General features: G+C 66.8%; 14 protein-coding genes. 1 reads left to right on the forward strand and 13 read right to left on the reverse strand.

Translation table 11 applies throughout. The features are described from left to right. Positions 1–21 precede the first annotated feature (21 nt). Together PGP17_RS01195 and PGP17_RS01200 are read right to left on the reverse strand one after the other, a co-directional pair. Positions 22–1,632, reverse strand: coding sequence for an acyl-CoA carboxylase subunit beta (locus tag PGP17_RS01195; protein WP_270373830.1), 1,611 nt, complete (start codon positions 1,630–1,632; stop codon positions 22–24). Continuing rightward, positions 1,632–2,516, reverse strand: a complete 885-nt coding sequence (locus tag PGP17_RS01200) for an SDR family oxidoreductase (RefSeq protein WP_270373831.1) — start codon at positions 2,514–2,516, stop codon at positions 1,632–1,634. The genes PGP17_RS01195 and PGP17_RS01200 overlap by 1 nt, the downstream gene beginning before the upstream one ends. Positions 2,517–2,655: 139 nt before the next feature. Here PGP17_RS01200 and PGP17_RS01205 point away from each other — a divergent pair, with 139 nt between their 5' ends. Further along, positions 2,656–3,075, forward strand: coding sequence for a MerR family transcriptional regulator (locus PGP17_RS01205; RefSeq protein WP_270373833.1), 420 nt, complete (start codon positions 2,656–2,658; stop codon positions 3,073–3,075). A 43-nt stretch (positions 3,076–3,118) separates the two neighbouring features. Here the strand turns inward: PGP17_RS01205 and PGP17_RS01210 are convergent, their stop codons facing one another. The 11 genes from PGP17_RS01210 to PGP17_RS01260 form a co-directional block, all read right to left on the reverse strand. Continuing rightward, the gene (locus PGP17_RS01210; RefSeq protein WP_270373834.1) at positions 3,119–4,600 is read right to left on the reverse strand and encodes a methyl-accepting chemotaxis protein; all 1,482 of its coding nucleotides are present in this window, start codon (positions 4,598–4,600) and stop codon (positions 3,119–3,121) included. Between the two features lie 267 nt (positions 4,601–4,867). Next, positions 4,868–5,929 (reverse strand): SMP-30/gluconolactonase/LRE family protein, encoded by a 1,062-nt coding sequence (locus PGP17_RS01215; protein WP_270373835.1) that lies wholly within the window; start codon positions 5,927–5,929, stop codon positions 4,868–4,870. Between the two features lie 63 nt (positions 5,930–5,992). After that, complete coding sequence (locus PGP17_RS01220; protein WP_270373836.1) at positions 5,993–7,216, reverse strand: kynureninase/PvdN C-terminal domain-containing protein; 1,224 nt, start codon at positions 7,214–7,216, stop codon at positions 5,993–5,995. A gap of 13 nt (positions 7,217–7,229) precedes the next feature. Beyond that, positions 7,230–8,006, reverse strand: coding sequence for a glucose 1-dehydrogenase (locus PGP17_RS01225; RefSeq protein ID WP_135944912.1), 777 nt, complete (start codon positions 8,004–8,006; stop codon positions 7,230–7,232). A 132-nt stretch (positions 8,007–8,138) separates the two neighbouring features. Next, complete coding sequence (locus tag PGP17_RS01230) at positions 8,139–10,184, reverse strand: S9 family peptidase (protein ID WP_270373837.1); 2,046 nt, start codon at positions 10,182–10,184, stop codon at positions 8,139–8,141. 166 nt (positions 10,185–10,350) lie between these two features. After that, on the reverse strand, positions 10,351–12,393 hold the full coding sequence (locus PGP17_RS01235) for a S9 family peptidase (protein WP_270373839.1): 2,043 nt from the start codon (positions 12,391–12,393) through the stop codon (positions 10,351–10,353). 93 nt (positions 12,394–12,486) lie between these two features. Next, positions 12,487–13,419, reverse strand: coding sequence for a transglutaminase family protein (locus tag PGP17_RS01240; protein WP_206751081.1), 933 nt, complete (start codon positions 13,417–13,419; stop codon positions 12,487–12,489). Positions 13,420–13,500: 81 nt separating this feature from the next. Then, positions 13,501–14,481 carry an alpha-E domain-containing protein gene (locus PGP17_RS01245; RefSeq protein ID WP_333485397.1) on the reverse strand — a complete coding sequence of 327 codons (981 nt, stop codon included), beginning with the start codon at positions 14,479–14,481 and terminating at the stop codon, positions 13,501–13,503. Continuing rightward, positions 14,435–15,880 (reverse strand): circularly permuted type 2 ATP-grasp protein, encoded by a 1,446-nt coding sequence (locus tag PGP17_RS01250; RefSeq protein WP_270373841.1) that lies wholly within the window; start codon positions 15,878–15,880, stop codon positions 14,435–14,437. The genes PGP17_RS01245 and PGP17_RS01250 overlap by 47 nt, the downstream gene beginning before the upstream one ends. 123 nt (positions 15,881–16,003) lie before the next feature. Then, entirely contained in the window at positions 16,004–18,100 is a 2,097-nt protein-coding gene (pbpC, locus tag PGP17_RS01255) for a penicillin-binding protein 1C (RefSeq protein ID WP_270373843.1), read from the reverse strand. Beyond that, the gene (locus PGP17_RS01260) at positions 18,097–22,983 is read right to left on the reverse strand and encodes an alpha-2-macroglobulin family protein (RefSeq protein ID WP_270373846.1); all 4,887 of its coding nucleotides are present in this window, start codon (positions 22,981–22,983) and stop codon (positions 18,097–18,099) included. The genes pbpC and PGP17_RS01260 overlap by 4 nt, the downstream gene beginning before the upstream one ends. Between the last annotated feature and the right edge of the window lie 31 nt (positions 22,984–23,014).

The raw sequence follows: 23,014 nt of genomic DNA on the forward strand, positions 1-23,014 counted from the left end.
TGGTTCTCCTGTTGCGCGCCGCTAGAGACGGGCCACGCCGAACGTGTTGGGTTTCAGGGCGCGCGCATCGCCGTCTGCGCAGATCGAGAGCGTCTCGATCAGCACGGCGCGCGTGTCGCGCGGATCGATGATGCCGTCATCCCACAGCCGGGCCGTGGCAAAGAGAGGCTGGGACTGATCGTCCAGCGAGGTGCGGATCATCTCGCTCATCTGGGCAAGCGAGTCCTCGTCGGTCTCCACGCCGGCGCGCTCATTCTTGGCGCGCGTGATGATCTCCATCACCTTGGCCGCCTGTGCGCCGCCCATCACCGCCGTGCGCGCAGTCGGCCAGGCGAAGATGAAGCGCGGGTCGAAGCCGCGCCCGCACATGCCGTAATTGCCCGCGCCATAGGAGCCGCCGAGCACGATGGTGATCTTGGGCACCCGTGCATTGGCCACCGCCTGGATCATCTTCGACCCGTGCTTGATCGCGCCGTCGCGCTCGGCGCGGCTGCCGACCATGTAGCCGGTCGTGTTCTGCAGGAAGACGAGCGGGGTGTTCGATTGATCGCACAGCTGGATGAACTGGCCCGCCTTGGTCGAACCCTGCGGCTGGATCGGCCCGTTATTGCCGATCAGGCCGACCAGCCGGCCGCCGATGCGGGCATGGCCGCACACGGTTTCGGCGCCGTAGCGCGCCTTGAATTCCAGAAAGTCCGACCCGTCCACGATGCGCGCGATGACATCTTTCACGTCATAGGGCGTGCGCTCGTCGGCCGGCACGACGCCCATCAACTCCTCGCGCGGATAGAGCGGGGCCGGTGCCTCTGCATCCGGGGCGACCTCGTCCCAGTTCAGCTTGTCCATGATCTCGCGCGCATAGGCGAGCGCCTGGCCGTCATCCTCGGCGACGTATTCGCCAAGCCCGGTGACCTCGCCATGCAGATCCGCCCCGCCCAGCTCTTCCTCGTCGGCGTCCTCGCCGATGGCCGCCTTGACCAGCGGAGGACCGGCCAGAAAGATTTTCGACTTTTTGCGCACCAGCACGACATAGTCCGACAGGCCCGGCAGATAGGCTCCGCCCGCCGTGGACGAGCCGTGCACCACGGCGATCTGGGGCAGGCCCGCCGCCGAAAGCCGCGCCTGGTTGGCAAAGCTGCGCCCGCCATCGACGAATATCTCGGCCTGGTAGAGCAGGTTCGCGCCGCCGGATTCGACCAGGTGGATCATCGGCAGCCGGTTGGCGAGGGCGATTTCCTGCGCGCGCAGCGCCTTCTTCAGCCCCATCGGCGCAACGGTGCCGCCCTTGATGGCGCTGTCATTGGCCGACACCACCACCCGCTTGCCGCACACCGTGCCGATGCCGATGATCGAACCGCCGCCCGATGCGCCGCGCCCGCCATCATCGTCATGCATGTTCAGCCCGGCAAGCGGCGCGACTTCAAGGAAAGGCGCATCGCGGTCGACCAGTCGCGCCACGCGTTCGCGCGGCAGAAGCTGGCCGCGCGCGTCGAACTTGTCTTTCTTCGCAGCCGAGTTGGCGCGTACCGTCTCTTCAGCCGAGCGTACCGCGGCGAGCTTCTCGCCCATCGCTTCGGCGTTGGTCTTGAAGTCGGCGCCCTCCGGCGACAGGCGTGACCTTAGTACCGGCATCAGCCGCCCTCCCCGCGCAGAACATCCGGCTCGACGGCACGGTGAAACCCGTTCCAGACATCGAACCGGTCGTGATCCTCCAGCGGGAAGGCCGAATTGCCAAGCGGCGCGCCGCCATCGATGGGCAGGGTGACGCCGGTGATGAAGGAAGCCGCCGGGCTCAGCAGGAAGACGATGGCCGCAGACACTTCGGCCTCCGACCCCAGCCGCTTGGCCGGCAGGTGCTGGCGCAGATAGGGGATCATCGCCTTGACCGCACCGCCATAGGTATCCATGCCCGATGACGCGATCCAGCCGGGCGCGACCGCATTCACGCGGATGCCGTAGCGCGCCCATTCATAGGCCGCCGTCATCGTCAGATTGCTCATGCCGGCACGCGCCGCACCCGAATGCCCCATGCCCGGCATGCCGTTATGCATGTCGGCCGTCATGTTGACGATGGCCCCGCCCGTCTCCTGCATGGAGGCCTTGAAGACCTCGCGCATGACCAGGAAGCCGCCGGTCAGATTGGTGGCCAGAACCGCCTGCCAGCCCTTGAGCGAAATATCCTTCAGCTCGGCGGGGAATTGCCCGCCGGCGTTATTGACCAGGCCGTGGATCGGCCCGTGCGCCGCAATCAGCGCCGCCACGGCCTCCTGAACGGCCGCTTCGTCGCGAATGTCGAAAGCGGAGGTCGCGCATTTGCCGCCATCGCCGGTGATTTCCTCAGCGACGGCCTCGAGCTTGTCCCGATTGCGCCCGGTCACAATCACCTGCGCGCCCAGACGCGCCAGCTCGTGCGCGGTGCACCGGCCAATGCCGGACCCGCCGCCCGTCACCACGACCGTCTGCCCCTTGAACAGATCGTCGCGGAAAATGCTGTCATAGCGCGCGCGTTCGCTCATCACGAAGTCCGTCTCCTCCCAGACTGGCACGAGACGGTCTCTTTGCCGGATCGTTCTCGCACGGGCGACCATCTCCCCGCCTGACGTATACGTCAAGAGGCTCTTGTTTAAGGAAGTCAGCTTCGCTATTGGTCGGAATATGGACGATACCCACGCCCCGCACCCGGCCTCGGAGACGACGCTGTACGGCATTGCCGAGCTGGCGCGCGCCTATGGCGTGACGCAGCGCACGATCCGCTTCTATGAATCGAAGGGTTTGCTGCATCCGCAGCGGGTGGGCACGCAGCGCGTCTATACCGAGGCGGACAAGACAAGGCTGGGCCTGATCCTGCGCGCCAAGACGATCGGATCGAAGATTTCAGAGATCAAGACCTTCCTCGATCTCTATGGCCGGGAAGGCGAGGGGCGCGAGCGCCAGCTCAATTTCGTGATCGACAAGACGGCAGAAAAGATCGCCGAGCTGGAAGACAAGCGTGACCAGATCGAGACCACGCTGTCTGAACTGCGCGTGATCCATTCCGGCGCGAAGGAACGACTGGCGGCCCGTCAGCCTCGCTGAAGGACCGCCTGCGCCCTGGGCACAAGGTTCGAGTGATGAAGCCTCAGGCGACCTGCTCGGCCAGCGCCTTGAGACGGCCTGCAGCCTCTTCAACAGACTCCGATGTCTGAGCGATATCGGAAATGGAGTCGTTGACCGACGTCACGCCGCCGGCTGCCGTCTGCATGTTCATCGAGATATCCTGGGTCACCGCCGATTGCTCCTCGACCGCGGCAGAGATGCCGCTGGAGATGTCGGAGATCTTCTCGATCACTTCGGCGATGGAGCGAATGGCCTTGGCCGCGCCGCCGGTCCCGTTCTGGACCGCCTGAATCTGCTGCGCGATTTCGTCGGTCGCCTTGCTGGTCTGGCTGGCGAGCGATTTCACTTCACTGGCCACGACCGCGAAGCCCTTGCCCGCTTCGCCGGCCCGGGCCGCCTCGATGGTGGCATTGAGGGCCAGAAGATTGGTCTGCTCGGCAATGTCGGTAATCAGCTTGAGCACTTCGCCGATGGCCTGGGCGGCGGTTTCCAGCTCGTCGATCGTGTCGCCGGTCTCGCGCGCCTGCGTTACCGCCTGGCTCGAGATCGTGTTGGATTCGGCGACCTGGCGGCTGATTTCCTGAATGGAACTGGCCAGCTCCTCGCATGCCGACGCCACGGCGTTGACGTTCTCGGTCGCGCCGCCGGTCGCCGCAGCCGCGCTGGAAGCCTGCTGGCTCGACTGGGTGGCCGCCGCCGCGACGGTCGCGATCTGCTCGGCCATGTCCTGGAGAATCTGTTCACGGCGCATACGCTCGCGCACGGCCGATGTCCGGTCCACCGCAAACTTGACCACCTTGTACGGCGTGCCGTCCGGACCCAGAACCGGGTTGTAGCTGGCCTGGATATAGACTTTCGAGCCGGTCTTGGAGATGCGCGTGAATTCGGCTGACTGAGGCTCGCCGTCGTTCAACGCCTGCCAGAACCTGGCATACTCCGGTGAGCCGCGCTCGGCCTCGTCCATGAAGATGGCGTGCTTGCGCCCTTTGATCTCTTCGAGCGTGTAACCCATCGCGTTGAGGAAATTGTCGTTGGCGGTGATGATCGTGCCGTCCATCTCGAACTCGATCACGGCCTGGGAACGCCGGATGGCGTCGACCTGACCGCTCAGGTCGCGATCGCGCAGCGCGCGCTCGGTCACGTCGCTGGCAAACTTGACCACTTTCATAACCCGGCCCGCCTTGTTCTTCACGGGCATGTAGGTCGCCTGGATGATGACCGGACCGCCGGACTTAGTAAGGCGAGGAAACTGCGCCGTCTGGTGAGTTCCCGAGGCCAACGACTTCCAGAACTCGGTATACGCGGCCGATTTCACGATGTCGTCCGGTACGAAGGTGGAGTGATGGCGGCCTTTGATTTCATCGAGCCTGTATCCCATCAGCGAGAGAAAGCTCTCGTTCGCCGTGAGGATCGTCCCATCGGGAGCAAACTCGATGATGGCATGCGATTGGTTGAGCGCCTCAAGCATGGCGCGCGGGTCGGAAGAGGCGGATCGGGTAAACATAAATCATGCACCTCAGCGGTCGAACCAGAAGGGGTTGAAGGTCGAGCGCACCGCCCCTGACCTCGTGTTCGGGGCGATACTGAGGAAACACCCTTAATCAGCTCCTAATCTTTTCCAGTATTCGCGATGAATAACTTGAATAATTTATACCTCTCTTCGGACGAACATGCCTGACGATTGATTAATTTCGAAATCCACCTTCAATGAACACAGTCAAACTCTCCTATAAGGGGATAATACTAAATTCTATTCTTCGAAAAGGTGTGATTACTGTCGTAATTCATAAGCTTCAAATCCGTCTCGCTCCAGGCCGGCCGTCCACAACCGTCCCTGCCAGGGCACAACCGTAGTGATCCCGAAATCCTGATCATCCGGCCCGTAGAGCGCGTAGACCGGCTCTCCCTCACCCGTCACGGCCAGACCCATGACGGGGCGCGGCGGCAGTTCGGGCAGGCCCGCGACCTGGATCCAGCGCCAGGCGAGGCGCTTGATCCGCGGGCGCGGGTGCAGCGGCTCCAGCTCGGCGCTGCGGCGCGACGGCAGGGCGATCCACACCAGACCGGTCTCCTCGTCGACATGAAGGTTATCGGGATAGCCCGGCAGCCCGTCGATCAGCACGGTGCGCTCCCCGGTATCGGGGTCGAGCGTCCAGACCCGCCCTGCCCAGGTCTCGTTGACATAGACCGTGCCCGTCGCCGGATCGTGGTCCACTCCGTTGGCGAAGCCGAAGCCCTCGGCCAGCACCGCGTACTCGCCAGGCCCGGTCACTGTATAGATCACGCCGGTCTGCTCGCCTTCAATGAAGGAGGTCATGTACTCGCCATAGCCATGGCGGCGCGAGGCATCGGACAGGATGACGCGGCCATCGGCCAGGACGGTCAGGTCGTCGGTGAAGACCAGCGGCCCGCCTTCGCTTTCGTCGGCAAGCCAGACGTCGAAGTCGGAGCCGGTGTGCCGCAGCAGCCCGCGCAAGGCATCGGCCACGAACAGCGTGCCGTCCGGGCCGAAGGCGAGGCCCAGCGGACGCCCGCCGGTGTCGGCAAACACCGACCAGCTACCCTCCGGCGCACTTTCACGCACCAGGATGCGCCCGTCGGCCAGGCTCGAATACAGGCGCCCGTCGGGGCCGGGTTCCAAATCCTCAGCGCCATACCAGCCCGCTTCGTGCAGCTCCGGGCTCTGCTCTTCGGCGAACAGGGCGTCGAGCTCGGGGTCGGTGGACGGGGGATCGAAATACTGCGCATCGAGCGAGCCGGGGCCGTACAACAGTCCCCAGACCAGAAGCGCGAGCACGCCCAGCACGACGACAATCCGAACAATCCAGGCCATCACATCCTCCCCGTTTTCATGCCGGGCAGAGTGCGGGCGAACGCTCAGGCTGGCAAGGCGCGATCAGGTGACGGCTTTGCGCACGTTGAACTCGGGCCGCTCGTATTCGCGCGTTTCGACGACCTCGACCATCTGGCGCGCCGCCTCTCCAACCTCGCGATAGGACAGGTAGAGCGGATTGAAGCCGAAGCGCATCAGGTCGGGCGCGCGGAAGTCGCCGATAATGCCGCGTGCGATCAGCGCCTGGACGATGGCGTAGCCGTGCTCATGGCGCAGGCACACATGACCGCCGCGCCGCGCCCCGATCCCGGGCGAGATCGTGTCGAGACCCAGCTGCGCCCCGGCCTGGAGGAAAATGTCGCCCAGCGCGCGCGCCTTGGCCTCGACCTCGCTCAGCGCCATGGCGTCATAGGCATCGAGTGCAGCATTGAGCGACGTGATCGCCAGGATGGAGGGCGAGGAGGTGATGAAGCGGCGAATGCCCTCGGCCGGGCGGTAGCCGTCCACGAAGTCGAACGGCGTATCGTGACCGAGCCAGCCGGTGACCGGGTGGTCGATGCCGGCAATCTCGTCGCTCCGGCAATAGACGAAGGCCGGCGCGCCCGGACCGCCATTGAGAAACTTGTAGCCGCACCCGACCGCAAAGCGCGCGCCGTCCCGCTTCAGCTTCAGGTCGACGAGGCCGGTGGCGTGGGAGAGGTCCCAGATGATGTCCAGCGCGGTTTCGCGCGCCTCGGCCTCCCAGCGCGCAATGTCGGCGATCTCCGCAGTCTTGTAGTGGACCGCGCTGCGCACCAGCACGCCGATCTCGGGATCCAGCGCAGCCGGCGATGTGCCGGGCTCGACATATTTGAAGGCGCAGCCGGTCAGCGCCGCGAGACCCTCCAGCACATAGCCGTCGGTGGGGAAATCGCCGCGTTCGACGGCGATCGCCGCCTCCGGCTTCTTGCGCGACAGGGCCGAAGCCAGCTTGAAGATCAGGATGGTGACGGTGTCCAGGCAAACCACCTCGTCGCCGTCCACCCCGATCAGCGGCGCCAGCTTGCGCCCGGTGGCGAGCGGAAGCTCCATCCACCCGGCATCGTTCCAGGACTTGATGAGACCCTGCCCCCACTCCTCGCGCGCCGCCTCTTCGAGGCGCTCCAGCGCGCGTCTGGGCGGCGGGCCGAGCGAGTTTCCATCGAGATAGATGATGCCGTCGGGAAGGGCGAAACGGTCGCGCGCGGCGCGCAACGGATCGGCCGCGTCCAGGCGGGCAAGCTCAGCCGCATCGGGCAGGGCATTCATGATCAAATCGTCCTCAGAGCGGGCCGCGAGTCAGGATGCCGCCATCAATGACGAGCGACTGCCCGGTCATGTAGGCGGATGCATCGCTGGCCAGGAAGTGGATGGCGGCCGCCATGTCTTCAGGCTGACCGACGCGCTGGAGCGAGAAATTGCGCTTCATCATGTCGGCAAGTTCCGGATTGGAGGTGAGCGCCGAGGCCAGCTTGGTCTCCGTCAGGCCCGGGCAGAGCGCGTTGACGCGAATACCGTCCGCGCCGTGCTCCTGCGCGAGGACATGTGTCATGGAGATCATCGCGGCTTTCGAGATCGAATAGGCGCCCTGGAAGAAGCCCGGACGCACACCATTGATCGAGGCCACGTTGACGATGGATCCGCCGCCGGTTTCCTTCATCAGCTTGATGGCATCGCTGGACAGGAAGAACGGCCCCTTCAGATTGACGTCGAACGTCTTGTCCCAGGCGTCTTCCGGCGTATCGGCGGCAGCGCCGAAATAGGGCGAGGTCGCGCCGTTATTGACCAGTACGTCGAGCCGGCCCTCTTCCGACTTGATCGATTCCAGCGCCTTGGCGCGATCCTCGGCCGATCCCAGGTGCAGCGTCATCGCGCGCGCCTTGCCGCCCTCCTTGCGGATCTCCTCGGCGACGCGGTCGCAATCGGCAATCTTGCGGCTGGACACGACGACCATCGCGCCGTTGCGCGCCAGACGCTTCGCCGTGGCCTCGCCGATACCCCGGCTGGCCCCGGCGACCAGCACGACCTTGCCGTCCAGCGACAGATCTTTTTCCGACATGAATTTCCTCCTCCGATTGGTTGGGCGAGACCCTAGCCCGGCGGTTTGCCTGTGGCGAGACCGGCCCGGCATGCAAATGCGGCGGCCCGCCTCGTCTCAGACGAACCGCCGCATGCGTGGCTCAACCTGCGCCTAGTCGCTGTCTTCGCCGGACTCGATCAGCTCGCTGAACGGCAGGTCGGACGCCGGTGGCTCGCCGCCTTCGCCCTGCAGATAATGATCGAACCAGCGCATCATGCGGTGGGCATAGTCGAACTGGGCCGCCGCCTTGCGGTTTCCGTGACCCTCGCCGGGATAGAAGATCAGCCGGACCGGAGCATCCGAGCGCAGCTTCAGGCTGCGATAGAGCTCCAGCGACTGGCCGGGATAGACCCGTGTATCGTCCTCGCCGTGCAGGATGAGGGTCGGCGTCTGCGAGTCCCCGGCATGGAAGATCGGGCTGCGTTCGAGCAGGTTCTGCCAGTCCTCCCACGGCCATTCACGCGAATGGACCAGATAGGCCTCGTTGGGAATATCGGTGGTCAGGAATTTCGAGATCTGGTCGGAAATCCCGACAAAGGCGACCGAGGCGGCAAAGTGCTCGGTCAGGGCCGTCGCGCCCCACATGGACGCATAGCCGCCATAGGACCCGCCGGTAATCCCGACCCGGTCACGGTTGACGATCCCGGCCTCGACCAGCGCATCCACGCCGTCGACCAGATCGTTGAACTCGGTCCCGGCATAGTCGTTCTGGTGGGCCTTGGCGAACGCCTCGCCGCGGCCGGTGGAGCCGCGATAATTGGGGTAGAAGACCGCATAGCCATCGCCCGCGCCGATATGGCCGGGATCGGAATAATTGGTCAGCCAGCCATTGGAATCGTGGGCTTCCGGACCGCCATGCACGGTCAGGATGAGCGGCCAGCCGCCGCGCGGCGCGTCACCCGGCGGCGTGATGAGCACGCCTTCGATCTCGACGCCGTCGCGCGCCTCGAAGCGGAAGACCTGCTGGTCGCCCAGCGTGCGCGCGGACAAGAATTCGTTGTGATTGTGAACCCGCTCCAGAGCGCCGTCGGCACTCACGAAGAAGGCTTCGCGCGGATGGGTCGGCGCATCCGCGGTGGCGGCAAAGCGGCTGGCGCCGGCCTGCCCGTCCAGGGAACGCAGGACCACGTCGTCCTGGACGCTGCGGGCCGTTTCCTCGCCGTCGAGCGTATAGGTCACCAGCGCGCTGGCCGTGCCCACATGGGCGAGGGCAAGAACCGACTCGTCGTCGATCCACGCCATGTCCTGAATGTGCTGTTCGGCGGCACGCGCGACCAGGGCAAACTCGCCACTGCGCACGTCGGCAATCGCCAGCGTTCCCGCAGTCGGATCATGCCGGTCCGCCCCGGCGATCAGCGCCAGGTGCCGGTCGTCGGGCGAGAAGCTCACCCCGCCCGTCTTGCCTTCGGTCTCCAGCGTGGACCGGATCTCTCCGCTCTGCGTGTCGACCACATGCCAGCGCCGGTTCATGTAGTGATCGTCGATCAGCGGGGTTGGCGCGATGGCGACGGCGATGAGGTCGCCGGAATGGGACATGGACAGCGCGCTGACATGGCCGTCCAGCTCGACCTGCTCGGCTTCGGGCTCGGTCCCGGCTTCGGGCTGGACCGTCCACAGATGGGCCGGCTCGACATCTTCCTCGTAGACGCGCGCATTGAAGCCCTGGTCGGTATAGGGCTCCTCGTCCTCTTCGGCCTTGGCGACGAAATAGAGCGTCTCGCCCTGCGGTCCCCAGACATAGCCGGAAATGGCGGTGTCGTGGGCAAACAGGCGGACCGCCTCGCCCCCGGTCGGGTCGATTTCGTAGAGCGCGCTGTGCTCGTCATCGCCGCGCTTGGCGGTGAAGGTCACCGTGCCGGCACCGGGGCGCCAGGCAATATCGGACACCGAGATGTGGCCCGAAACGTAGGAACGCGCACCGCCGCCGGCCTCGCCGATCCACAGATGGACGTCCGGCGGCCCGTTCTCCTCGCCCTCGACCACGTTGCGCGGATCGCTCAGCGTGTAGGCGATGTGGCCTCCATCGGGGGACAGAACGGCCGAGCCGGCCTGTGAAATCTCGAACAGGTCCGCAATCTCCAGCGGCGCTTGCGCCGCCGCGCCTCCGGCCAGCGCCAGGCCCGCGGCCGCGCCGGCGATAATGCGTGAGGTTTTCATCGTGAGCTCCTCCGGTTTCGGGTATCGGGATCAGGTTATACCGTGACAAAGGACCCGGGCCACCCTTGCCGGCAAGCCCGGGCGCGGCAGCACGCCTGGAAGCGAAAAGGGCCGGGCGTTGCCCGCCCGGCCCTCTTGCAGTTTGCAGTCTCGGTGAGGCCGCTCTCTAGTCGTCCAGGCCGAGCAGCTCGCCATAGGGCAGCTCATGGGCCGGCGGCTCGCCGCCCTCGCCCTGCAGATAATGCTCGAACCAGCGCATCATGCGCAGGCCGTAATCGTACTGGGCTGCCGCATTGCGGTTGCCGTGCCCCTCGCCGGGATAGGTTACCAGACGCACCGGCGCCTCGCCGGTCATCTTCAGATAGCGGTAGAGCGCGTAGGACTGGGAGGGATCGACCCGGGTATCGGCTTCCCCGTGCAGGATCAGCGTCGGCGTGGTCGAGCCCTGCGCATGGCGGATCGGGGAATGGTCGAGATAGCTCTCCCATGCCTGCCACGGATATTCCATGAAGTGCACATCGACCATCTCGACCGGGATTTCGGTCGTGCCAAAAAAGCTGATGAGATCGGTCAGGGCCACGAAGGGCACCGAGGCCGCGAAATGTTCCGAGGCGATGGTCGCGCCCCAGGCCGAGGCAAACCCGCCATAGGAGGCACCCGTGATGCCGGCCTTGTTCGCATTCACGATCCCGTCTTCGGACAGCGCGCCGATCGCATCGACCAGATCGTTGAACTCCTCGCCCGGCCCGTCCTGGTGATCGAGCTCGATGAAGGCTTCGCCCCGTCCGGTGGAACCGCGGTAATTGGGATAGAAGACGGCAAAGCCCTTGCCCGCGCCAATATGGCCGGGGCGCGAATAGCCGGTCATCCAGCCATTGGAATCGTGGGCTTCAGGTCCGCCATGCACCGTCATGATGAGCGGCCAGCCGCCGTCCGGCGCCTCGCCGCGCGGGGTGACCAGCACGCCCTCGACCCGCACGCCGTCGCGCGTCTCGAACGAATAGCCGCGCTGATCGCCGAACGCGATCTCGCCAAGCCAGTCATTGGAGTTGGTCCAGCGTTCGAAATCGCGCCGGCGCGAGACGAACAGCTCGCCGGGATGGGTCGGGGCATCGGCGACCAGTGCCAGGCGTCCCGACTGCGCATCGCGGTCCATGGAACGGGCAACGAAGTCGGAGAACACCGTGCGGCGCGTCTCGTTTCCATCGCGGCGGTATTCGACCAGCGCGCTCTGAAGACCGGTATGGACCAGCACGGCGAGGCTGTTGTCGTTCTGCCAGGCGAGGTCCACGCCATGCTGCTCCGCATCGCGGGCCAGAATCTCGAACGTGCCGCTGGAGACATTGCCGACATGCACCGTCTGGGCGACCGAATCGGCCCGGTCGACGCCGGCCATGAAGGCGAAATAATCCCCGTCCGGCGAGAACGCGCCCTGGCCCAGCTTGCCGGGTGTCTCGAAGGTCGCGCCGACCTCGCCGCTCGCGGCATCCACGATGCTCCAGCGCGTCTCCATGTAGAGATCGTCGACCAGCGGGGTGGCCGACAGGGCCACGGCGAGATGCTCGCCGTCCGGGCTGACGACGAGATCGCCGGCATGGCCGTCGAGTTCGAAGACCACCGCCTCGGCCTCATCCTCGGACAGATCGACCCGCCACACGCGGCTATACGTCATGTCCTCTTCGTAGATATTCGCGCGGAAGCCGCGATCGTGCAGCGTCTCCTCATGTTCGCCGCCCTCGTCGGGCGCGATGAAGAACAGCGTGTCGCCGTCCGGCGCGAACGCATAGGCGCGGATCGCGGTGTCGTGCGCGAAGAGTTCGCGCGCCTCGCCGCCATTGGCGGGAATTTCGAACAGCGCGGTCGGCCCGTCCTCCGGGCTTGAGGTGAAGGTCAGCCGCTCGCCATCGCGCCAGTCCAGACCACCGATCGAACGGTCCTCGATGAAGAGGCGCGACGTGTTCGGGCCGGACGCGACATGAAGCGAGCTGACCGGGGTTCCGTCCGCCTCGCCTTCGACCACATCGCGCATCTCGTAGCGCACATAGGCGACCTGATCGCCGCCCGGCTGGACCGCGATCGAGCCGACGCTGGACAGGTCGAACAAATCTTCCAGCTGCATGGGACGCTGGGCCTCTGCCGCGCCCAGCGTGCCGGCGGCGAGTGCGGCGCCAAGGCCGGCCACGCCGAGTTTCCGGAATGTCTGTGTCATGAAGTTTCCTCGTGAGATGTCTGGTTTTTCCGGCAGGCTACACCCGCACGCACGCCGCGGCCAGCCGGGACCGGCCAGGCTAAGGCGCGACGCCTAGCGTCCGCTGGTCAGCGTCGGGACGAGGCGGGTGACTTCCACCTTCACGTCCATGCCCGCCACATCGGTGGCGCTGCCGCCAAAGCTGCCGGCCAGCGGCACGGCCTGGCTGGCGGTCCGCGCGACGCCGGTCTTGATCAACGCGCCGGAAGCCACGCCGCCATTGGTCGGATCGAACTCGATCCAGCCCGCGCCGGGGACGAAGATCTGCACCCAGGCATGGGTTGCCCCGGCGCCGAGAATGGCCTTGTCCTTGGCCGCCGGATCGCTGTCCAGCGAGGGATCGTAGAGATAGCCGGTCACGAAGCGGGCCGCGAAGCCGAGCCGGCGGGCCAGCTCGCACATCAGCACCGCATAGTCACGGCACGATCCCGCGCGCTGGGCCAGCGTCACGGCCGGCGGCTGCACGCCATGCTCCTCGCGGCGCTGGTAGTCGAATTCGGAGTGGATCGCCGTGTTCAGGTTTTCCAGGATCTTCCAGGTCTCGCCGCCGCCCTGCGCGGTGAAACGGCGCGCAAAGGACTGCACCGTCCCGTCCGGGTCCGGGTAGTGGGACATGATGGACGGGGCCAGATCGACCTGCTGGTCGGGATTGTATTCGAACGGGTAGAGACGGGCATGCTCGTCGATGGGAAATTGCGGCTCGTCGACCGCCGAGCGGATGACCTGAAAGGTGCAGTCGACCTCCAGCGTCTCGCTCTCGCCCATGAAATCGAACACGGTCACCGCGTTGGAGAACACGTCGTGGACCCAGTGCACCGCCGATTCCGGCTTCGTGTCGAAGCGGATCGACAACAGGCGCAGATCCGGGGAATCGATCGGGCGGAACATGCCGCGGTGCTGACCGAACGCGACCGGACGGCTGTAGTGATAACGGGTTGTATGGCGAACCTGGAACAGGTCGGTCCGCACGCGGGAAGCCTCGGTCACATCAAACTCGCCTGATGGGAGGGACGTTGGCAAGGATTGTGTGGCGATTCTGGTCTCCTAACGAGCGGGAAGGTGCTGTGTTCAGCCTCCGTCAAAATAACGGTCGGCGATCGCGTCCGCAAACGCGATCAGGTCCTTCTGCACCTCATCTAGATAGGCATGCAATGTCTCTCCCGCCAGCGGCTCGGGACGGTTCTTCAACCGTGAGGACAGTGCGGTGCGCGCCACCAGAAGCTTCTGGCCCGGCGCAGACTGATAATCGGTTTCCAGCTCGTCCAGGCGCGAGAAGGCCTGCAGCACCGACAGGCGTACCGAGCGCGGGAAGTCGGAATCGAACAGCAGGAAGGCCGCCGCATCGGCCGGCTCGGCATTGATCTGGTGCTTGCGCCGGAAGGCCTGGTAGGCCGAGGCCTGGCGCAGCAGCCAGTTCCACCAGCTCTTGGTGGGCAGCAGGGCATTGTCGGATGCCATCAGCTTGTAGTTGGAAATATCCATCAGGCGCGTGGTCTCGTCGGCGCGCTCGATCTCGCAGCCCAGCTTGTGGAACAGCCAGGCCTCGTCGCGATACCAGGTGGAATCCACCACGCCGAAATGGGCCTGGCAGCCGAGCCGGACCTGCTCGCAGATCTCGTTCAGGCGCACCAGCGTCACCTTGCGGGCGGTCAGGCTGGCGACCTCGGCGTGCAGCATGTTGATATGACGCCACATCTCGGTTGGTATGAGATGGCGCAAGGCGCGGGCATTCTCGCGCGCCATGGTCAGGACCGAAATCACCGAGTTGGGATTATCCCGGTCGATCAGATACCAGCGCGCGATCAGCAAACCGGTCTGCGGCTTGCCGGTTTCGCGATAGGCCTCTTCGTCCTGGAAGGTCTGCACCAGCGAGATCCAGCTGTCGCGGTCCTCGCTGTCGGCCGACAGCGTTTCTGTCACCGCGAGGAGGCGCGCGAGATTCTCCGCGCGCTCGACATAGCGGCCGAGCCAGAACGAATATTCCGCGAAGCGTGAGAGGAGATTAACCGAGGACCCAGGTATCTTTCGACCCTCCCCCTTGGCTGGAATTGACGATGATCGATCCGCGGCGCAGCGCCACCCGCGTCAGACCGCCGGGCATGACCCAGGTGTCCTTTCCGGTGAGCGCAAAGGGGCGCAGGTCGACATGGCGCGGCGACAGGCCCTCGCTGGTCAGCGTGGGACAGACCGACAGATTGATCATGGGCTGGGCGATATAGTTGGAGGGATCGTCCTTGATCGCCCCGGCGACCTCATCCAGCTCCTTGCGGCTCGCCTTCGGGCCCACAACGATGCCGTAGCCGCCAGATTCCCCCACCGGCTTGACCACCAGCTCGTCGAGATGATCGAGCACATAGGCCAGATCGTCCTTCTCGCGGCAGATGTAAGTATGGACATTGCCCAGCTTGAGATCTTCGTCGAGATAGTAGCGAACGATCCGGGGCAGGTAGGCATAGATCGCCTTGTCGTCGGCCACGCCGGTGCCCGGCGCATTGGCGATCGTCAGCTTGCCCGCCTTCAGCGCGCGCATCAGGCCGGGCGTGCCCAGCTGGGAATCCTCGCGGAAGACTTCGGGATCGAGGAAAGCATCGTCGATGCGGCGATAGATGACGTGGACCGGCTCCGGGCCGGCCACGGTGCGCATATAGACCTGGTCGTTTTCGTCCACGAACATGTCGCGGCCTTCAACCAGCGGCACGCCCATCTCGCGCGCCAGGAAGACGTGTTCGAAATAGGCCGAGTTGTAGATGCCCGGCGTCATCAGGACGATGCGCGGATCGCCCACACCGTCCGGCGCGGTTTCCGACAGCTTTTCGCGCAGACGCTGGCCGTAGTCGGAGACCGGACGCACCTTGGCCCCCTCCATCAAGTCGGGGAAGAGCCGCATCATCAGATGGCGGTTCTCCACCACGTAGGAGACGCCGGACGGTGAGCGGCAATTATCTTCGAGCACCAGGAATTTACCATCGGTATCGCGGATCAGGTCGGTTCCGCAGATATGGGTGTAGGTGCCCTGGGGCAGGTCCACGCCCATCATTTCCTTCAGGAAATACTTGTTGCCCGTGACCAGATCGGCCGGCACGACGCCATCCTTCAGGATATTCTGATCGTGATAGATATCGTGCAGGAACAGGTTCAGCGCCTTGATGCGCTGGATCACGCCGGCCTCAAGCTCGGCAAAGTCGGCCGCCGTGATCGGACGCGGCACGATATCGAAGGGCAGGATCCGGTCGATCGTCTTGTCGCCGGAATACACGGTGAAGGTAATGCCCAGATTGTAGAGCTCTGCCTCCGCGCCTTTCTGGCGCCGGGCCAGGGTGCGAAGGTTGCGGCTCGCGAGCCGCTTGAGAAAAAGGCGCGATACGTCCGGGTCGTCATTGCGCCCGGTCACCTCGCAAAATCCGTCCTCTACGCCATAGTCGTCAAAAAGCGACTTGTATGATGGCATTCGCCCATCCTGATTGCTGCACTGCAACGCTAGCACAGCCGTGAAGAAAATGTGAATGAAAGAATAAAACGGGTCGCGAGCGCCGAAAGTTCCCTGCCCGAACAGGTGACTCCGAAACGCTGGCTAGCCTTGGCCCGGTGTACGCACGCGCACGCGCGCTCGCGTCTCGCGCCCGGCCGGATCGACAACGCTGACTGCGTAGAAGCCCGGACCCTCGGGCAGCCAGACCGGTGCACCGCCGGCATCGCGGGCAACCGGCGCGCCCTCCACATACCAGGACAGCGCGCCATCCCCGCGCGCCGACAGGACGAAGCCGCGCTCCTCTCCATCCATCCAGACCTCCGCCCCGTCGGGCGGGAACAGGATTTGCGGCGGTCTCGCTCCGGGCTGGAAGCGCGCGAGCGAAACCGGCGCGGCGGGGGTGTCGTGCGGCCCGGTCCTCGCCCGGTCAAAGCCGGGGTCAAGCCGGGCCACGATATCGAAGGCATCGAACAGGACCGGCAGCGCCGCCTCGCGCCCGGTCACGCCGGGGCGCGGCGCGCCGTCCGGGCGCCCGATCCAGACCACGATCGCATAACCGCCCGACACCCCGGCCGACCAGGCATCGCGAAACCCGTAGGAGGTGCCGGTCTTGAAGGCGATGCGCGGGGCATCCAGGGACAGGCCGGCCGGCATCCGGCCGGGCGGCGCCGGGGCATCTGAGAGGATATCCAACACTTCACGCGCGCTTTCGCTCGAGACCAGGCGCGCGCCGGCCTCGCCACGCCGCGCCTCCGCCGCGTCTTGCGTCCAGGAGAGCGGTCGCGCCACACCCTCATCGCCCAGCGCCGCATAGAGCACGGCCAGCTCGCGCACCGACAGGCCGAGCCCGCCCAGCGCGAGCGCCAGGCCGACATCGGTGCCATGACTGTCAGGGAGGACCGGATGACCGCCGGCAAATTCCAGCGCAGCGCCGAACCGGTTCGCGCCCACCACGTCCAGCAGATGCACCGCCGGCACGTTCAGCGAATGCTGCAGCGCCTCGGCCACGGTCACCTCGCCGCGAAAGGTCCGATCGAAGTTTTCCGGCCGGTAGCTGGCAAACCGGCGCGGCAAGTCCTCGATACGCGTGCCCGGCGCGGCAATGCCGTCATCGAAGGCCATCGCATAGATGAGCGGCTTGAGCGTCGAACCCGGCGAGCGCGCCCGGTCGGTCAGGTCGATCCATCCGCCCGCCCGGTCGCGGCCCGCCGACCCGACCGCGGCGCGCACGGCCCGCCCGTCAATCTCCACGGCGAGCAGCGAGACCTGGACGCCCGGCCCGGCCCGCTCGGCGACCGACATCGCCAGGCCCTCCAGCTCGCTCTGCATGCGCCGGTCGAGCGTTGACCTCAGCTCCGCCGCATCCGGGTCGAGTGCGCGGACGGTGTCGCTGGCATGCCAGGCATCGAAGGGGAAGGCGTGACGCACCGGCGCAGGCTCGTCTGCCGCCTCGCTTGCCCGGCTCGCCTCGATCAGCCCGTAGGCGGTCATCCGCGTCAGAATTCTGGCCCGCGCTGCGATCGCGTTATCGGGGCGCAGATCGGGCCGGCGCGCTTCGGGCGCCTGCGGCAGAGCGATCAGCAACGCGATCTGGTCGGGCGTCAGGGCGTCGGGCTCGCGTCCGAACCAGGCCCAGCTTGCCGCGCGCACGCCTTCCAGATTGCCGCCATAGGGCGTGAGCGTCAGATAGAGTTCAAGGATTTCGCGCTTTGACAGGCGACGCTCGAGCTGAACCGCGCGCATCATCTCGATGAGCTTGGATCCCAGGTGACGCGGGCGCGGCTCCAGCAGGCGCGCGGTCTGCATCGTGATCGTCGACGCGCCCGACACGATCCGCCCGGCACCGACGGCGCTGGCGGCCGCCCGGCCGACCGCAAGCGGGTCGACGCCGGGATGGCGGTAGAAACGCGCGTCCTCGACCGCGACGAGGGCCTCGATAAAGTCAGGATCGATCCGGTCGAGATCGGCGGCGAGACGCCAGCGCCCGTCCTCCACCGGAAAGGCCCGCAGCGCGCGCGCCTCCCGGTCGGCCACGACCGTGGATACGACCTGGCCCCGCTCGATGGGCGGCGGAAACAGCGCATCCAGCGAGGCCACGGTCAGAAGGACCACAGCCAGCCCGATGGCAATCCCCGCGCCCAGCCGCCAGCCCGCGTGGGTCAGCGCGAACCTTGCGGTGAAGGAACGCCCTTCGCTCACGGTTGGATCGTGACCCGCCCGGCCCGCGAGCGGGCAAAGACCGCCGGATCGTACATGTCTTCGGCCACCGCGCCGGGATAGGCGAACTCGCCCGGCGTCACGGCGCGCACGATATAGGCCAGACGCCGCGGATCGGTGTCGGTCACGTCGAGCGCGGCCACGAAGCGGTCGTCGCGCGCCTCGGCGACATCGGTCCGCGACAGGTTGCCGATCCAGCCATAGGCCCCGGTCTCTCCGGCATCGGACGGGTTGAGGATCGCCTCGATCTCAAACCCGGCCGGCAGGAGGTCGGCAATCACCACCGGATGGCTCTGACTGGTCTTCGACTGCAGGGTCAGCACCACCACGACGCGGTCGCCCTGGGACACGCGGGCGAGATCGATGCCCTCGCCGTTCTGCCCGGCAAAGCGCTTGGCGATGGTCAGCCCGCTCTCGGCCGGGGCGGGCGCGGAGGCCGGGGCGCCCGTCGCCAGGCTGGTGCGCCAGACCGGCCCGTTGCCGGTATTGGTGAACCGGCCCGCCTGTTCGAGGCCCGTCTGATCGAACGTGACCCTTGCCGGGCTCTGCGCCTCGCCCGAATACGCAACCGGGATGGTCTCGTTATCGCCGGCCAGCGCCCGGGCGGCCATGATCAGGAAGGCCTTTTCCTGCGTGGTCAGGCGCGCCGGTTCGGGCAGGTCGCGCGCGACCCGGTCGGCCAGCTGCGTCACCACATCGTTCAGGCCCGCCTCCCCGGCGAGCGCCAGCACACCGGCCAGATCGCGCCGCGGCGTCTGATACCAGTCGCCTTCATTCACGTAGCCGAGCCGGTCGATGGCGGCCTCGAACGCGCTGGCTGCCCGCGCCCGGTCGCCGATGGCGGCCAGCGCCGCGCCGATATGGGCGCGGGCCAGCGGGCTGTCGATCTCGCTCAGGAGCTCGTCGTGCAGATAGCGCAGGCGCGACCGGTCGGCCTGCCCGGCCCGGGCTAGGACATAGGCCGCATACGCCGAGGAGCGGTGGGTGAGATGCTCGCTCGTGTCCCGGCTCCAGGGCTGGTTCACATAGTCGTACTCATACCCGCTCGCGCGCCACAGCTCGCCCTGCATGACCGGAAGCAGTGCGGACAGCGCGCGCTCCAGCGCGGCGTCGGGCACCGGATAGCCGGCCTGTTCGGCGCGCCACAGGAAGTCGGTCGCATACGCGCCGAGCCAGGCATTCGCATCCTGGTCGCCGACCCGCCACAGGCCGAACGCCCCGTCTGCGCTCTGGCGTGCCAGCAGCGTCTGGATCGTGGACTGCACGTCGACCACCGCATCGTCCGCTGACTCCTCGCCGGTCAGCCCCGCGAGCTGATCGGCATAGAGCAGCGGGAAGGCCCGGCTGACGATCTGCTCGCTGCACGCATAGGGATAGCGGCTGAGCGACGTAAACAGCGCCGAGACATTGATCGGGGTCAGCGAGAAGCTGACCTGCAGCTCGCCGGACCCGTCCACATAGCCCTCCAGCAGGGCAGGATCGGGGCTGTAGCTCTCGCCCGGCTGCAGCACGCCGGTGTCGATCCGGCTCGCCGGCAGATAGGGCGAGCGGACCTGGATCGGATATGCGCTGGACGCCTGGAACCCGTCCGGGCCCTCGACGGACAGCGAGATTTCCGCAATGCCCTCCTGCGCGGCGTTCAGCGCCACCGCGCTGTCGCTGCGCTCGCCCGCGTCCAGGGACACGCTCTGCGAGGCGTCTTCGACCCGGACCGGACCCGTGGCCTCGACCGTGATCGCATAATCGCCCGGCTCGCCGGCGACATTGTCCAGCGTGGCGGTCGCCAGCGCTTCGTCACCCGGCGCCAGGAAGCGCGGCAGGATCAGCTCGGCGGTGACGTCGTCGCGCACCGTCAGCGGCTCGGAGGCCGAGCCCAGCCCGGTCCGCGACCAGGCCACCGCCATCAGGCGCAGCTCGCCATTGAAGTCGGGCAGGTCCAGCGCGATGGTCGCGCGCCCCTGCCGGTCCAGCCGAACCGGCCCGGAGAACAGCGCGACGGTCTGCGTCGGCACGACCGACAGCCCCGCCCCACCGATCTGGTCGCCGCCCGAGCGCACCGGCGCCGCAGCGCCCTGGTTCGGGTCGAGCAGGCGTCCGTAATCGTCCAGCAGGTCGACGCCGAGGCGGGTCTGGCCGAAGAACCAGTCGGCCGGCTCCGGCGACTGGAATCCGGTCAGCAGCAGGATGCCCTCGTCGACCGCGGCCAGCGTCACCCACGCCTCTTCGTTGACCGGTCCCCCGGTCGCGTCGATGACGACGTCCAGCGTCTGGTCCGGCTCGGCCACATCGGGCGTCTCGATTTCGAGGTCGAAGCGGCGCTCCTCCACATTGACCGGGACATAGGCGACGCCGACGGCGCGGCGCGGCCGCGGCTGGCTCACCGGATCGCGCGGCGTGTAGACAGTCACCATCACATAGGCACCCGCGCCCCAGTCTTCGGTCACGGGCAGGGTGATCTGCGTCCCCTCCTCACCAACCTCGATGCTGCGCGTCTCGATCACCGAATCCGTCGCGACGGCGATTTCGGCCAGGCCCGCATAGGGCGCGTTGATCGCAATGCGCACCTGGTCGCCGATTTCCGGCGCGGTCGCCGGGCCGGAGACCTGGACCTGGTCGGGCGCCTCGACGCCCTCGGAGCCCGTACCGCCCCAACCGGCCTGGAAGCGTGTGCTGGCCACCGGCGTTTCGCCGTCCAGCAGGATCAGCTCGTGCTCGCCCCAATCGAGCTCGCGCGTCACGATGGAGGCAGGCGCCTCGCCGTCGAGCGAGATCTGCCCGGTTTCCAGCGGCACCACGCGACGCGTCCGGCGCCAGCGCCAGTCCGAACCCTCGCTGCGATACCAGTCATAATCCCAGTCCACACGCACCAGGCGCCAGGACAGATCGGCCGCGACCGGATCGCCTTGCCGGTCCAGCGCGATCGCGTCGAAGCGGGCCGCCTCGCCGCGCTCCACCCGGCCTTCGCCCTGCTGGCGCAGGCCCGCATAGCGGTCCTGGGGACGGTAGGGCAGGATCACGTCGTCGCTCACGGCCCGCCCGCCGGGCTCCTGCACGCTGATTACCGCACGCACGCGCAGCGGGAAGCGGGAGTCCGCCCCGCGCGTGCCCGGATCGAGCGGGATGGAGGCCTGGCCCGACCCGTCGGCCGTGCTGGCGGGCAGCTCGAACAATTCCTCGGCGAACTGCTCGTCATGCAGTCCGAAGCTGTATTCGCCATACGCCTCGAACGGACTCGGATCGCGCTGGATACGCGCCCGGCCCTCGATGGGCAGGCCCGCGCCCGGCGCGCCATACAGGAAGCGCACATCGGCCTCGATCAGGCGCGCCTCGCCCGGCTCCAGCGCGGTCTCGGTGTCCGCCTCCAGCTCCAGCGCCACGCGCTGGGGCACGAAGTCCTCCACGTTGAAGCTCTCGGTCGCGATCGTGCCCGATCCGTCCAGCGACAGCTCCAGCCGCCAGCTGCCGCGCGCGGCCGCCTCGGGAATCTCGAACTCATGGGTCAGGCCGCCCGCATTGGGCGCACCGTCAAACCGGTAGCGCGCCTGCTCCAGCCCGTTGGGCGCATACAGGGTCAGCGTCCCGGCCCGCCCGGTCAGCGCATCGCCTTGCCCGTCGCGCAGGAGCGCGGACGCATGCACGCTCTCGCCGGGCCGGTAAATGCCGCGGTCGAGATAGATATAGCCGTCGAAAATGCCCGGACGCGCGCGTCCCGAGACCGGCTCGTCGGACAGGTCGACCGGCGCGCGCGTCAGGTCCAGAAGCGCGAAATCGCCCGACCGGCCATAGGCCAGCAGCAGGCGCGGCGCATTGCCGTCCTCGCCATTCATCAGCGCGCGCGAGAAGGACACATGCCCGTCAGACCCGGTGGTCTCGCTGGCCAGGACCTCGTTGGAGCGCGCGACCAGCTGCACCTCGACCCCGCGCTGAAGCTCGGCGGTCTGCAGCGAGCGCACGCTGGCCTCCAGCCCGTGATCGCCGCGATAGGCGGTGAACGCCAGGTCGGTGACGATCAGCCAGCGCCGCGCGCGCGCCGGCTCGTTATAGCTGCCGTCATCGAGCCCGGCGACATCGTCGACCTCGACGAAATACGCACCCGGCTCCAGCGTCCCGATGGTCTCGGCCAGCGGAAACACCGTCACGACCGCGGTGTTCGCCGGGCCGGGCGTGTCCATGCGCCCTTCCCAGACCGTGACCCCGGCCTCGCCCGGCTCCTCGTTCTCGGGCAGCCATTCCCACTCGCCGGCACTGGCCGAATAGCCCGAGGTGATCGACCGGAAGGCGAGCGCGCGGTCGTCGACGCGGGTCAGGCGCACGCGCACCTCGTCCACATTGACCGTCTCGATCGGCAGGCCGTCCGCCTCGATGCGCGGCAGGATCACCCCGTCGCCGGAAAAGCCCACAAAGGCCGGGCGGCTCGCAAAGGACAGCGTCTCGGAAACTTCGGCGGACAGTTCCCGCCCGTCCGCGCTCGGCAGCCCTTCGCGCAGCGTTACAGTGCGCGTCTGGCCAAAGCTCAAGCCGCCGATGCACAGGCGCGAGCCCTCCACATTGAGCGCGACCGGCTCGTCCACGCTGACATAGGCGGAATAGTCCACCTCGGGGTCGAGCGCGCCGGAGAAGGCCAGGCAGAGGCGCGGCTGCTGCCCGCTCAGCTCGGCCGAATAGCGCAGATATTCAAATTCTGTTGCCTCTTCGGCCCCGGCGCGCGGCGCATCCTCGTCGCGCGGCTGCAGCAGGTCGCCATTGTTCGCCTGGCGGCCAGAGCCGTTACCGTTTCCTGTGTCCGCGTCGTCGCCCGATCCGCAGGATGCCAGCACCAGTCCGGCAGCCAGAGCCCACAGGGCCAGATGAATAGAGCGAAGCATGGCACGTCTCCCTGTCGCGTGACTCAGGCGT

The sequence above is a fragment of the Marinicauda sp. Alg238-R41 genome (assembly GCF_947331485.1).
Lineage (GTDB): Bacteria > Pseudomonadota > Alphaproteobacteria > Caulobacterales > Maricaulaceae > Marinicauda > Marinicauda pacifica.